Here is a 13,462-nt window from a genome sequence, read left to right as displayed (position 1 = left end):
CTCACGACGTTACAGAAGTGACGGGCGTGATCCGAGGATTGCGCTACCGACACGCAGGTGTGTCGCCCCGTGCCTCAGGCCGGCCTCGAGGTCGCCGCTCATGCCTGCCGAGATCCACTCCGCTCCGGCGTGCCGCCCGCGTATGCCGTCCGCGACCTCGCGCAGCCGCGCGAAGCACTCGTCGGGGTCGGCGCGGAGCGGCGCGACCGCCATGACGCCCTTGAGCGAGAGCTGTCCCTGCGCAGCGACGGCGTCGGCGAGGTCGTCCACGTGCTCGGGCAGGACCCCGCCGCGCGCGGTGTCTGCGTCGAGGCTCACCTGGAGCATCACCTGCACGGTGCGGTCGGCGGCGTGCGCACCCTTGGCGAGGCCGGTCACGAGCTTGATGCGGTCGACCGACTGGACGACGTCGGCGTAGCCGGCGACGTGCCCCGCCTTGTTGCTCTGCAGCCGTCCGATGAAGTGGAGCGTCGGGGGCTGCTCACCTGCGTCCGACAGGTCGCGACGGGCCTCGCGGAACTTCTCGGCCGCCTCCTGGTCGCGGTTCTCGCCGAAGTGACGCACGCCGAGCCGGTGCAGGAGCAGGACGTCGGACACCGGGAAGTACTTGGTCACCACGATGAGCGTGACGTCTTCGGGATCGCGCCCCGCATCGGCGCAGCCGCGGGAGATGCGCTCGTGCACGGCGGCGAGGTTGTCGCGCAGCTGCTCGAGGCGCTCCTGGTCGTCGCGCTCCCGCTCGGCATGCTGTTGCCGCTCCTCGCGCTGCCGACGATCGAGGGTCATGCGTGTGCCGTCCGTCGGGCGATGACCCCGGCAAACCGGCCGGTGCGGCCGTCTCGGCGGTAGGAGTAGAGGTCGCCGCTCTCGCGCGTGCAGCCCGGCACCCAGTGCACGCCGACGCCCGCCGTGGCGAGCTGCTCGACGACACCCGCCGAGACGTCGATGGCGTGGGTTCCGGTCCACGACCGGGCAGCCGACGCGCGGGCGGCGTCGGCGGCCGCGTGCGCCATGTCCTCGGGCACCTCGTAGCAGCGACCGCACACCGAGGGACCGACCGCCGCGGAGATGGAGGAGGCACCGAGGTCGCGCATGGCCGCGACGGCGCGGCCGACCACGCCCGCCACCAGGCCGGGACGTCCGGCGTGGACCGCGCCCACTACACCGGCGCGCGCGTCGTGCAGCAGCACGGGAACGCAGTCCGCAACGAGCACCGCGAGCGCGAGTCCTGTTGCCCGCGTGACGACGGCGTCGACCGCGGGCGGCTCGCCCGCCCACGGTCCGTCGACCTCGACGACATCGGCGCCGTGGACCTGGTTCATGAAGAGGAGCCGCTCGCGCGGCAGGTCCACCTCGCCGGCCAGGGCCTCACGGTTGGACGCGACGTCCGCAGGGTCGTCGCCGACGTGCCCACCGAGGTTGAGCCCGGCATACGGCCCGCGGCCTCGGCCCGCGGAGCGACCGGTGAAGCCGAGCTCGACCGGTTCGGCGTCGAGCTCGGCCGCGATGGTGGAGCGCCAGTAGAACACGGACACAACCTATCGCCGCGTGCGAAGCGCACGAGCGACGGGCGGGAGGCGCGGTGTGCGCCTCCCGCCCGTCGCGGTGGTCAGGGGTCGAGCTCGCCGGCTACTTCAGGAAGTCGGGCACGTCGAGGTCGTCACCCTCGTCGAACGTGACCTGTCGCGGCGGCTGCTGGACGGGCTGGGCGGCAGGAGTCGGCGCGTGGTGCTGCGCCTGGTGGACGGGCTGGGCCGGCTGCTGGGTCGGCAGCTGCTGGGACGCCGGGGCGGGCTGGGCCTGCGGCGCGGGCGCCGCGTGGTGCTGGCCCTGCGTCACGGGCGACTGCAGCGCCGGCTGCTGCGCCACCCCGTTGGAGTGCTGCGGCTGGGGCTGCTGCGGGGCCGCGGCGGGCCGCTGCTGGGCCTGCTGCGGACGTCCGACGACCTGACCGAGCGCGCGGTCGTCGTGGCGCTGGCTCGGACCGCCGCCGTCGAACCCCGCCGCGATGACCGTGACGCGAACCTCGTCGCCGAGGGCGTCGTCGATGACCGCGCCGAAGATGATGTTGGCCTCCGGGTGAGCCGCCTCCTGGACGAGACGCGCAGCCTCGTTGATCTCGAAGAGACCGAGATCGCTGCCACCCTGGATCGACAGGAGCACGCCGTGGGCGCCGTCGATGGACGCCTCGAGCAGCGGGCTGCTGATGGCGAGCTCGGCGGCCTGGACCGCACGGTCCTCACCGCGGGCCGAGCCGATACCCATCAGCGCCGAGCCGGCCCCCTGCATGACGGACTTGACGTCGGCGAAGTCGAGGTTGATCAGGCCCGGCGTCGTGATGAGGTCGGTGATGCCCTGGACACCCGAGAGGAGCACCTGGTCGGCCGAGCGGAACGCGTCCATCATCGACACGTTGCGGTCGCTGATCGACAGGAGACGGTCGTTCGGGATGACGATCAGGGTGTCGACCTCCTCCCGGAGGCTGCCGATGCCGGACTCGGCCTGGTTGGCACGCCGCCGGCCCTCGAAGGTGAAGGGGCGCGTCACGACGCCGATGGTCAGGGCGCCGAGCTGGCGCGCGATGCGGGCCACGACGGGCGCCCCGCCCGTGCCGGTGCCGCCCCCCTCGCCCGCTGTCACGAAGACCATGTCGGCCCCCTTGAGGACCTCCTCGATCTCCTCCGCGTGGTCCTCGGCGGCCTTCTTGCCGACCTCGGGGTCGGCGCCCGCGCCGAGGCCGCGCGTGAGCTCGCGGCCCACGTCGAGCTTGACGTCGGCGTCGCTCATGAGCAACGCCTGGGCGTCGGTGTTGATGGCGATGAACTCGACGCCCTTGAGGCCGACCTCGATCATGCGATTGATGGCATTGACGCCGCCGCCGCCGATGCCGACGACCTTGATGACGGCCAAGTAGTTCTGCGGTGCTGCTGCCACGAGAGTGGGCCTTCCTGACTGGTGGTGCCGGTGCTGCGATGGTCTGGGGGTCGAGCGGTGCGTGGTCTTGTCGGTGTCGCGCGGCTCGCTCCGAGCCTGTAAGCCCTCAAACCTTAAACGTAGACATAAAGGTTACAGTTTGGTCACGAACCAGTGCCCCGACGGTATGACGACAGGCGGGGTCGATCAACCCACGTCGCGGCGTGTCGCCACGGGGATTGCCCCATTTCCCGGAGTCATGCACCACGGGCAACACCAGTACCACCGGACACTCCTGCCGGGAGCGCCGCGGACCACTGTCCCAGGCCCCCGCCCGCGTCCCCTCAGCGGGTGACGGGAGACGACGGCACACTGACGTCGATCGTCGAACCCGACTCTCCCAGAAGGATCTTCACGAGCTCGGCCTTGCGTTTGCCATCACCCGCACCACCCCACACGACCGTCTTGGAGCGCTCCCCCTTGGCCTTGACGGTGAACGACACCTGGTCGGCCGCCGAGACCGAGACGCCCGACACGTCGGCACGAACAGCCGGCTCCAGCGAACGCAGCGCCTGCACGGCGGCCGTGACGCCGGCCTTGCTCACCTGGGCCGCGCCGGAGCTTACGAGCGGGACGTCGTCGGGCGCGGAGTCAACGGTGCGGAAGGGAAAGCCGTCACGATCCACGACGTCCACCTGACCCTGAGGGTTGCGGACCGCGAGGACCGCGACGCGCGGCGTCACCTCGATGACGACCGTGTCGGGCAGGCTGCGGCTCACCGACACGGCACTCCAGGCCCGCCCGTCGACGATGCGCTGCGTGACCGCGTCGGTGTCGACGCGCATGAGCGGGCCGCCGAGCGGGACCTTCGCGACCGAGCGGACCTGCACGGCCGCTGCGCCGCCGGCTCCGACGACCTCGACCTTGGTGGCGGTCAGGACGCTGCTGAACCAGCCGAGCCAGGCCACGAACCCCGCGACGAGCACGACCGCGACGAGGACGCCCGCAACGAGCCTCGGCCGCCGCCGTGCAGCAGCCGCCCGTCGTTCGAAGCGCGTGCGTGAGGACGCGAGCCCTGTGCCCGCGACCCTCCTGCGCAGCGTGCCCCGGCCGGGCGTCACGGCGCCTCACCCCCGAGGATCCGCAGCACCTCCGGGCCGACCATCGTCACGTCACCGGCGCCCACGGTGAGCACGAGGTCACCGGGACGGGCGAGGCCGGCCACATGGCCGGCCACCTCGGACCATGACGAGACGTAGTGCACCTCGGCCTCCGGCCGGGCCGCCGTCACGGCGTCGGCGACGAGCCGGCCGGACACCCCGGGAATCGGGTCCTCGCGCGCGGCGTAGACGTCCATGACGACCACGACGTCGGCCGGCGACAACCCGGCCCCGAGCTGGGTCGCGAAGTCCCTCGTGCGGCTGTAGAGGTGGGGCTGGAAGACGACGACGAGACGCCCGGTGTCACCGACGAGGTCCTTCGCGGTCTCGACGACGGCCGCGACCTTGCCGGCGTTGTGGGCGTAGTCGTCGACGACGACCACGCCGCCGGCCTCACCCTTGGGCTCGAAGCGGCGACGCGTACCGGTGAAGGACGCGAGCCCACCGAGGACCCGCTCAGGAGTTTGGCCGAGGCCGTGGACGGCGGCGGCGTACGCGGCCGCCGCGTTGAGCGCGTTGTGCCGCCCCGGCACGCCGAGCGTCATCCTGCGCTCGGCGCCGCCGTCGGACACCGTCACGGACGACGTCACGCCGTCCTGGTGGTGCCCGCTCAGGACGACGTCCGCGCCGGAGTCGAAGCCGTAGGTGACGACGCGGGTCCCGCGCGCACGAGCGCGCTCGGCCAGGGCCACCGCGCCGGCGTCGTCCGCGCACGTGACAAGGAGGCCACCCGGTCGGATCGTGCCCACGAAGGCGTCGTAGGCCGCCTGCACAACAGTGAAGTTCGAGTAGAAGTCGAGGTGGTCGGGCTGCACGTTCGTCACGATCGCGACCTCGGGCCGGTACACGACGAAGGAGCCGTCGCTCTCGTCGGCCTCGACGACGAAGACGTCGTCGGACCCGTCGTGGGCGTTGGTGCCGTGCTTGGCGAGCTCTCCCCCCACCGCGAACGACGGGTCGAGGCCACACCCCTGGAGGGCCACGGTGAGCATCGAGGTCGTCGTCGTCTTGCCGTTGGCGCCCGCGACGGCCACGGGACGTCGACCCTGCATCAGCGCCGCGAGCCCCTGCGCCCGGTGCAGCACCGGCACGCCCCGCTCGCGTGCGGCGACGAGCTCGACGTTGTCGTCACGGATGGAGGAGCTCATGACGACGGCGTCGGCGCGCTCCTGATGACCCTCGTGAAAACCCACCCAGACTCCGGCGCCCTCGCTCTCGAGCGCCTTGAGGACGGGAACGTCCTTGGCGTCGCTGCCGGTGACGCGGACACCGCGTGCGAGCATGATGCGGGCGACGCCGGACATCCCGGCGCCGCCGATCGCGAGGAAGTGGACGCGTCCGAGGTCGTCGACGCTGGGCACGGGAGCGCGGAAGTCGAAGCGCGCGGCCGCGAACGGGTCGTCGACCGAAGGGGTGCGGGGTGTCTGGGTCACCGTTTGTCCCTGCTCTCTGCTGCTCGCTCGACGAGGTCGGCGAGCGTCTCGTCGGCGGCCGGCTCGCCGAGGCCCCTCGCGGCCACCGCCATCCGGGACATCCGCTCACCGTCCGTGGCGAGGGCGATCAGCTGGGCGTCGATCCACTCGGGCGTGAAGGCGGCGTCGTCAACGAGCAGTCCTCCGCCCGCCGCGACGACGTCTGCGGCGTTGAGGCGCTGCTCGCCGTTGCCGACCGGCAGCGGCACGTAGACGGCCGGGAGCCCCACCGCCGTCAGCTCGCACACCGTGTTGGCACCCGAGCGCGCCACGACGAGGTCGGCGGCGGCGTACGCAAGCTCCATGCGGTCGGCGTACGGGACGACGACGTACGGCGCGCCGGCCTCGGGCACCTCGGCGACGAAGTCCTTGCCGAGGCCCGTCACGTGCAGGACCTGGATGCCCCCGCGGCTGAGCTGGCCGACCCGCGCGCGGAAGGCGTCGTTGAGCCGCTGCGCACCGAGCGATCCACCCGTGACGAGCACGGTCGGCCACTCGGGCGCCAGCCCGAAGTGCGCCAGGGCCTCGGCGCGAAGAGCCGACCTGTCGAGTGTCGCGACCTCGCGGCGCAGCGGCATACCGACGCGCTGTGCGTGCGGCAGCGAGGTGCTGGAGAAGGTGGTCGCGACCGCGGTGGCCCAGCGTGCGCCGATCCGGTTGGCGATCCCCGCGCGGGCGTTCTGCTCGTGGACGACGATCGGGACGCGGCGTCGGCGCGCCGCGACGTAGGCCGGCGTGCTGACGTAGCCGCCGAAGCCGACGACGACCTCGGCGCCCGTGTCGTCGATGGCGGCACCCGCCGCGTCGACCGCAGCCTTGAGCCGGCCCGGCAGACGGAGCAGGTCGATGCTCGGGCGGCGCGGCAGCGGCACCTTGGGCACGACGCGCAGGTCGTAGCCGCGCGCCGGTACGAGGCGGGCCTCGAGGCCTTCCTGCGTGCCGAGCGCCGTCACCCGCACGTCGGGGTGGCGGCGCCGGAGCGCGTCGGCGAGGGCGAGCAGCGGCGACACGTGGCCGGCACTGCCGCCCCCGGCGAGCAGGACGGAGGTGGGCGAGGACAGGGGGATCACCGACTTCTGCGACGTTGCGGGGCGGACCGGACGCGGGAGGGAAGCACCGCGAGGGACCGGCGGATCATGCTCGGGCGGGCATCGAGCAGGGCCCTGCAGCCGGGCTCGTTGCGCGCGAAGGACAACAGGATGCCGAGCGCGAGCAGGGTCGTCACCAGTGACGACCCGCCCGCCGACACGAGCGGAAGCGGCACGCCGATGACGGGGAAGAGCCCGATGACGGCACCGATGTTGATGACGGCCTGGCCGAGCAGCCAGGCCATGATGCCGAAGCCGGCGATGCGCACGAACCGGTCCTGGGTGCGGCTGACGAGCCTGAAGCAGGCCCAGGCCAGGATGCTGAAGAGCAGCAGGATCATCAGCGTGCCGGGCAGGCCGAGCTCCTCGCCGATGATCGCGAAGATGAAGTCGTTGTGGGCCTCCGAGAGCCACTCCCACTTCTCCTTCGACGCGCCGAGTCCGACACCCCACCAGCCGCCGTCGGCCAGGGCGTACATGCCGTGCACCGACTGGCCGCACCAGCCGTCGGGGTCTGCCTGGCAGGACGGGTCGAGCCAGTTGGCGATGCGGCTCGTGCGGTTGCTGCTGCCCGTCACCATGAGCCCGACGCCCAGGGCCGCGAGCGCGCCGCCCAGGGCGAAGACCCGCTTGGGGGCGCCGGCGACGAGCAGCACCGCGGCGACGATGACGAGCATGACGATGGCGGTGCCGAGATCGTGACCCGCGAGGATGAGGCCGATGACGACGGTCGCGATCGGCACGAGGTAGGGCAGCACCACGTGGAGCAGGCTCGCGATCCGCGACGACTTGTTGGCGAAGACGACGGCGCCGACCAGGACCAGTCCGACCTTCGCGAACTCCGCCGGCTGGAACTGCAGGGGCCCGAGCGCGAGCCAGTTGCGGTTGCCGTTGACGGTCTTGCCGAACGGGATGACGGCGGCGAGCAGCACGACGGACACGAGCATCGTCGGGAACGCGAGCCGCTTCCACCACCGCACGTCGAGGCGGCTCGCGACGCCTGCCGCGACCGCGCCGAGGACCGCGAAGAGCAGCTGGCGCAGGAACACGGAGTAGGACGCCTCGTCGGCGAGCAGCGCCTCGACGCTGGAGGCGGAGAACACCATGATCAGGCCGAAGACGACCAGCGTCGACGTGGCGCCGAGGATGAGGTAGTAGGTCGTCAGCGGCGACTCGAGCTTGCCGATGACGGGCAGCGACCGCGGCCCGCTCTTCGCGGCCGACCCCCCGGCCTTCTCGTCGGCGGTGGTCGCGCTCACTCCAGCCCCCCGTGTGCCTCGAGGTGCCGCCGGACCGCCTCCTCGAAGGCGTCCCCGCGGGCCCCGTAGTTCGTGAACATGTCCATGGACGCCGCGGCGGGTGCGAGCAGCACGACGTCACCCGGCTGGGCGAGGCGTGCGGCCTCCCTCACGACACGGTCCATGACACCAGTGTCCGTCTCGGACACGTCCACGACCGGGACATCCGGCGCGTGTCGGGAAAGGGCCTGCGCGATCTGGTCGCGGTCCGCGCCGAGCAGGACGACGCCGCGCAGGCGCGAGGCCATCTCCTCGACGAGGCTGTCGACGTCGGCACCCTTGAGCAGCCCGCCGGCGACCCACACGACGGAGTCGAACGAGCGGATCGCCGCAGCGGCCGCGTGCGGGTTGGTCGCCTTCGAGTCGTTGACGAACCGGACGCCCTTGACCGTGGCGATCTCGGCGATGCGGTGGCGGTCGGGGCGGAAGGCGCGCAGGCCGTCGCGGACCGCGAGCGGGCCGACCCCGTAGGCGCGGGCGAGGGCTGCGGCGGCGAGCGCGTTCGCGATGTAGTGCGGCGCCACCGACGGCGCGTCCCCCTGGAGGTCGGCGATGGTGCACAGCTCCGCCGCCGAGCGCTGCCGCTGCTCGACGAACGCCCGGTCGGCGAGGACGTCCTCGACGATGCCCACCATCGACGGCGCCGGTATGCCGGTCGTGAACCCGATCGCTCGACACCCCTCGACGACGTTGGCCTCCATGACGAGCTGCTCGGTCTGGATGTCGGCGACGTTGTAGATGCAGGCGAGGTGGGTGTTCTCGTAGATCTTGCCCTTGGCCCGCAGGTACTCGGCGTAGCTGCCGTGCCAGTCGATGTGGTCGGGCGCGACGTTGAGCACGGCGGAGGCCACGGCCGAGATCGAGCGCTGCCAGTGCAGCTGGAAGCTCGAGAGCTCCACGGCCAGCACGTCGTACGGCTCGGGATGGAGCACCGCCTCGAGCAGGGGTGTGCCGACGTTGCCCGCAGAGGTCGCCCGCAGCCCGGCGTGACGCAGGATGGAGGCGAGCATGTTGACGGTGGTCGTCTTGCCGTTGGTGCCCGTCACGGTGAGCCACGGCGCGGCGCCCTCCTCGGCGCGCATGCGCCAGGCGAGCTCGACCTCTCCCCAGACGGGTATGCCGGCCGTGGCAGCCGCGAGCATCAGCGGGTCGTGGGGTGGGACCCCGGGCGAGGTGACGACGAGCTCGGTGCCCTCGGGCGGCGCCACCAGGTGCTCGGGGCCGAGACGCACGTCGACGTCGAGGATCCCGAGGATCGTGGCCCGCTCCGTGATGGCGTCCGTGATGTCGCGCGAGACCGCCGTGACGCGGGCGCCGCGCTCGGCGAGGGCGTCGGCGGCCGCGAAGCCGGACACGCCGAGGCCGACGACGAGGACGTTGATCCCCGACCAGTCGGCGTCGCGGTGGGTCAGCCCCTCACGGGGCTCGTAGGTCGGGTCGAAGCTCACTGCGAACCCACCACCCACTCGGCGTAGAAGACGCCGAGACCGAACGCGACGAAGAGCCCGGCGATGATCCAGAAGCGGACCACGACCGTCACCTCGTTCCATCCGACCATCTCGAAGTGGTGATGGAGCGGCGCCATCCGGAGCACGCGTTTGCCGGTCGTCTTGAACGAGGCCACCTGGGCGACGACCGAGAGCGTCTCGAGGACGAACATGCCGCCGAGGATGATGAGCAGGAACTCGGTGTGGGTGGTGATCGCGAGGCCTGCGAGCGCGCCTCCCAGCGCGAGCGACCCCGTGTCGCCCATGAAGATCTTCGCGGGCGTCGCGTTCCACCAGAGGAACCCGAAGCAGGCACCCATCCCCGCGGCCGCGACGAGAGCGAGGTCGTGCGAGTCGCGCACCTCGTAGCACTTGATGCCGGGGTTGGTCTGGCAGTTCTGGTTGAAGGTCCAGATGCTGATGAGGACGTATGCGCCGAAGACCATCGTCGACACACCGGTCGCGAGGCCGTCGAGCCCGTCGGTGAGGTTCACACCGTTGGAGGCGCCGGCGATCATGACATTGGCGAAGATGACGAAGAGGATGACGCCGACGACGGTGCTCCCACCGAGCGCGAGGCTGATGTTCGTGTCGCGCACGAACGACACGAGCAGCGAGGCAGGCGTGCGGTACTGCTCGTTGGGGTACTGGAGGGCGAGCCCCGCGAAGATGATGCCCACGAGCGCCTGGCCGACGAGCTTCTGCTTGGAGCGCAGTCCGAGGCTGCGTTGCTTGCTGATCTTGATGAAGTCGTCGAGGAAGCCGACGAACCCGAGCCCGGCCATGAGGAAGAGGACGAGCATGCCGCTCGCCGTCGGCGGGTTGAGGGTCAGCAGGTGGGCGAGGGCGTACGCCCCGAGCGTGGCGGCGAGGATGACCGCGCCGCCCATCGTCGGAGTGCCGCGCTTCGTGTGGTGCGAGGTGGGGCCGTCGTCACGGATGAACTGCCCGTAGCCCCGCTTGACGAGGAACTTGATGAACAACGGTGTGCCGAACAGTGAGATCAGCAGCGAGATGGAGGCCGCGAGGAGGACGCCCTTCACCGCTGGGCCGCCTCTCGGGTCGTGGCAGCCGCCGTCGACGCAGACTCGCCACCGTCGCCGGCCTGGCCTGGATCGCCGGACTGGCGGCCCTCGGCGGCGAGCCGGTCGCCGAGCCAGCGCAGTCCGCTGTCGCGGCTCGACTTGAGCAGGACGACGTCGCCGGCGTGCACCCGCCCGGCCAGCAGGTCGTGGGCCGCGTCGGTGTCGGGCACCCACTCGGCCCCCGGGAAGGCGTCGGCGAGCGGTCGGGCGCCTTCGCCGACGGCCACGACGTGGTCGAACCCCAGCCGGGCGGCATACGCCCCCACGGCCGCGTGCTCGGCGTCGCTGTCGGGGCCGAGCTCGAGCATCCCCCCGAGAACGGCCCACCGGTCTCCCGCCACGCGCATGGCGGCGACGGCGTCGAGGGCGGCCCGCATCGAGTCGGGGTTGGCGTTGTAGGCGTCGTTGACGACGACGACACCGTCGGGCCGGTCGGTGATCTCCATCCGCCAACGGCTCACGGCCTCGGCCGCGCCGAGGCCCGCGACCACCTGGTCGAGCGACAGGCCGAGCTCGAGAGCCGCCGCGGCTACGGCGAGCGAGTTGCCGACGTGGTGCGCACCGCTCTGCCGCAACGAGACTCGTGCCGTGCCCTGCGGGCACACGAGGGTGTATGCCGCCCTGCCGCGCTCGTCGAGGACGACGTCCTCCGCGCGGACGTCGGCGTCGGCGGACAGACCGACGAGCTGCACCCGGGAGGCGAGACCGCCGGCCATCGCGGCGACGACGGGGTCGTCGGCGTTGAGGACGGAGAGCCCCTCGGCCGGGACGGCGAGGGGCAGCTCGGACTTGGCGCGCGCGATGTTCTCACGCGAGCCGAACTCGCCGACGTGGGCGCTGCCGACGTTGAGGACGATCGCGACCTGCGGTGGTGCGATGCGGGTGAGGTAGTCGATGTGGCCGATGCCGCGGGCACCCATCTCGGCGACGAGGAAACGGGTGGTCGGTGTGACCCGGCAGACCGTCAGCGGCACCCCGATCTCCCCGTTGAGCGAGTTGACGGGAGCCACCGTCTCGGCCACTGAGGACAGCACGGCCGCGAGGAGGTCCTTGACACTCGTCTTGCCGGACGACCCGGTGATGCCGATGACCCGCAGCTCCGGTGCCCGGTCGACGACGCCGCGTGCGACCCGGCCGAAGGCGGTCTGCACGTCGTCGAGGACGACGCACGGCACGCCCTCGACGACCCGGGACGTGAGCGCGGCGACGGCGCCGGCCGCGACGGCCCCGGCGACGAAGTCGTGCCCGTCGGCGGTCTCGCCGACACGCGCGACGTAGAGGCTGCCCGGACCGCACTCGCGCGAGTCGGTCGTCACGGTGCCGTCGACGACGACGGCGTCGGGGTTGTCGGTGCCGTGCACCTGACCACCGGTCAGGTCACGGATCTCCCTGAGGGACAAGGCGATCACGACGTCACCCCTGACGAGGTGACGGCTGCGAGGGCGGCGCGTACGGCGTCGCGGTCGTCGAACGGATGCTTCACTCCGTGGATCTCCTGACCCTTCTCGTGTCCCTTGCCGAGCACCACGACGGTGTCGACGGGGCGGCTCTCCCCCGTGCCGACCACCGCGAGCGCGATGGCCTCGACGATGGCGCTCGAGCGCGTCCCGCCGTCGATGATCTCGTAGGCCCGCCCCGTGCCAGCACGGACCTCTTCCTGCGCGCCCGCGATGACGGCCGAGCGGATCTCGGCGGGGTCCTCGGAGCGCGGGTTGTCGTCGGTGACGACGACGATGTCGGCCTGGCGTGCCGCAGCGGCGCCCATCGCGGGCCGCTTGCCCCGGTCGCGGTCACCGCCGGCGCCGAGGACGGCGATGAGCCGTCCCTCGGTGGAGGGACGCAGCGCGGCGAGAGCGGCGTCGACGGCATCCGGCGTGTGGGCGAAGTCGACGACACAGCGTGGTCCATCGAGCCCACCGGGTGCGACGACCTCCATCCGCCCCGGAACGTCCGGTGCGACCGCCATGGCCGCCTCGACGGCTGACGGCTCGAGTCCGATACCGAGCAGGGCCAGCGCCGCGAGCGCGGTGTTGGCGACGTTGAAGTGTCCGGGCAGGTGCGCGACGAGCGACACGCAGGCGCCGGTGCCGGCCTGCCGCAGGGTGAAGGCCCCCGCCCCAGCCTCGTCGACGGTCCAGTCGGCCGGCGCGCCGGGCCTCGTGGCGAGGGTCGTCGTCGGGATGCCGGACTCGGCGGCGAGCCGCGCCCCCCACGCGTCGTCGATGCAGACGACGCCCGCGCGGGCGCGCCGCGGCGTGAACAGGGACGCCTTGGCGCGGAAGTAGTCGTCCATCGAGGGGTGGAAGTCGAGGTGGTCCTGTGAGAGGTTCGTGAAGAGCGCCACGTCGTAGACGACGCCGTCGACGCGATGCATGGCGAGGGCGTGGCTCGAGACCTCCATCACGCAGGCGTCCACGCCCCGCTCACGCATGACGCCGAGGATGGCGTGCAGGTCCGTCGTCTCGGGAGTCGTGCGCACCGACTCGAGGCGCTCGTCACCGATCCGCGTCTCGACGGTGCCGATGAGGCCGGTGCGCTGTCCGTTGGCGCGCAGCGCCGACTCGACGAGGTATGCCGTCGTCGTCTTGCCGTTGGTGCCCGTCACGCCCACCATGGTCAGCTGCTCCGAAGGGGCGCCGTAGACGTGCGCCGCCACATCGCCGAGGACACCGCGCGGCTCGGGAACCGCGAGGACGGGCACGGGCGTCTGCTGCTCCCGGGCCAGGGCGAGGCCCTCGGCGTCGGTGAGGACGGCGACGGCACCGGCTGCAACGGCATCGGCCAGGAAGCGCCCGCCGTGCACGTTGAAGCCCGGGAGGGCGGCGTACAGGTCGCCCGGCGCGACGGACCGGCTGTCGAGCGTGACCCCCGTCACGACGACGTCGGCGCCCTCGGCGGACCCGATCCGGTCGGCCAGGTCGCGGAGACTCACGCCCGACGTCGCGGGTCGAAGGGGGGA

Annotated in this window: 11 protein-coding genes; all 11 read right to left on the bottom strand. The window is 72.1% G+C overall.

Annotation, left to right across the window (positions count from 1 at the left end; genetic code table 11):
- Window positions 1-9 precede the first annotated feature (9 nt).
- Window positions 10-786: a YggS family pyridoxal phosphate-dependent enzyme gene (locus H9I49_RS17780; protein ID WP_188031697.1), complete on the bottom strand. Its 777-nt coding sequence runs from the start codon at window positions 784-786 to the stop codon at window positions 10-12.
- Window positions 783-1,529, bottom strand: a complete 747-nt coding sequence (gene pgeF, locus H9I49_RS17775) for a peptidoglycan editing factor PgeF (RefSeq protein WP_188031696.1) — start codon at window positions 1,527-1,529, stop codon at window positions 783-785. The genes H9I49_RS17780 and pgeF overlap by 4 nt, the downstream gene beginning before the upstream one ends.
- A gap of 100 nt (window positions 1,530-1,629) precedes the next feature.
- Window positions 1,630-2,934: a cell division protein FtsZ gene (gene ftsZ, locus H9I49_RS17770; protein WP_188031695.1), complete on the bottom strand. Its 1,305-nt coding sequence runs from the start codon at window positions 2,932-2,934 to the stop codon at window positions 1,630-1,632.
- A 323-nt stretch (window positions 2,935-3,257) separates the two neighbouring features.
- Window positions 3,258-4,034: an FtsQ-type POTRA domain-containing protein gene (locus H9I49_RS17765; protein WP_188031694.1), complete on the bottom strand. Its 777-nt coding sequence runs from the start codon at window positions 4,032-4,034 to the stop codon at window positions 3,258-3,260.
- Window positions 4,031-5,506, bottom strand: coding sequence for a UDP-N-acetylmuramate--L-alanine ligase (gene murC / locus H9I49_RS17760; protein ID WP_188031693.1), 1,476 nt, complete (start codon window positions 5,504-5,506; stop codon window positions 4,031-4,033). The genes H9I49_RS17765 and murC overlap by 4 nt, the downstream gene beginning before the upstream one ends.
- Window positions 5,503-6,615, bottom strand: a complete 1,113-nt coding sequence (murG, locus tag H9I49_RS17755; protein WP_188031692.1) for an undecaprenyldiphospho-muramoylpentapeptide beta-N-acetylglucosaminyltransferase — start codon at window positions 6,613-6,615, stop codon at window positions 5,503-5,505. The genes murC and murG overlap by 4 nt, the downstream gene beginning before the upstream one ends.
- Window positions 6,612-7,892 carry a putative lipid II flippase FtsW gene (gene ftsW, locus H9I49_RS17750; protein ID WP_370587629.1) on the bottom strand — a complete coding sequence of 427 codons (1,281 nt, stop codon included), beginning with the start codon at window positions 7,890-7,892 and terminating at the stop codon, window positions 6,612-6,614. The genes murG and ftsW overlap by 4 nt, the downstream gene beginning before the upstream one ends.
- The gene (gene murD, locus H9I49_RS17745) at window positions 7,889-9,379 is read right to left on the bottom strand and encodes a UDP-N-acetylmuramoyl-L-alanine--D-glutamate ligase (protein ID WP_188031691.1); all 1,491 of its coding nucleotides are present in this window, start codon (window positions 9,377-9,379) and stop codon (window positions 7,889-7,891) included. Before murD ends, ftsW begins: the two co-directional genes overlap by 4 nt.
- Window positions 9,376-10,461, bottom strand: a complete 1,086-nt coding sequence (gene mraY / locus H9I49_RS17740) for a phospho-N-acetylmuramoyl-pentapeptide-transferase (RefSeq protein WP_188031690.1) — start codon at window positions 10,459-10,461, stop codon at window positions 9,376-9,378. The genes murD and mraY overlap by 4 nt, the downstream gene beginning before the upstream one ends.
- Window positions 10,458-11,912: a UDP-N-acetylmuramoyl-tripeptide--D-alanyl-D-alanine ligase gene (murF, locus tag H9I49_RS17735; RefSeq protein ID WP_188031689.1), complete on the bottom strand. Its 1,455-nt coding sequence runs from the start codon at window positions 11,910-11,912 to the stop codon at window positions 10,458-10,460. Before murF ends, mraY begins: the two co-directional genes overlap by 4 nt.
- Entirely contained in the window at window positions 11,909-13,435 is a 1,527-nt protein-coding gene (locus tag H9I49_RS17730) for a UDP-N-acetylmuramoyl-L-alanyl-D-glutamate--2,6-diaminopimelate ligase (RefSeq protein WP_188031688.1), read from the bottom strand. The genes murF and H9I49_RS17730 overlap by 4 nt, the downstream gene beginning before the upstream one ends.
- Window positions 13,436-13,462 lie beyond the last annotated feature (27 nt).

This window comes from Terrabacter sp. MAHUQ-38 (assembly GCF_014518425.1).
In the GTDB taxonomy this organism is placed as follows: Bacteria; Actinomycetota; Actinomycetes; order Actinomycetales; family Dermatophilaceae; genus Terrabacter.
Note: the sequence above shows the minus strand (reverse complement) of the source record. Positions and strands in the feature narration are given on the sequence as shown.

Bases quoted from the DNA above. Each gene is read 5' to 3' on its own strand.
- H9I49_RS17780 (WP_188031697.1), bottom strand. From the start codon at position 786: ATGACCCTCGATCGTCGGCAGCGCGAGGAGCGGCAACAGCATGCCGAG.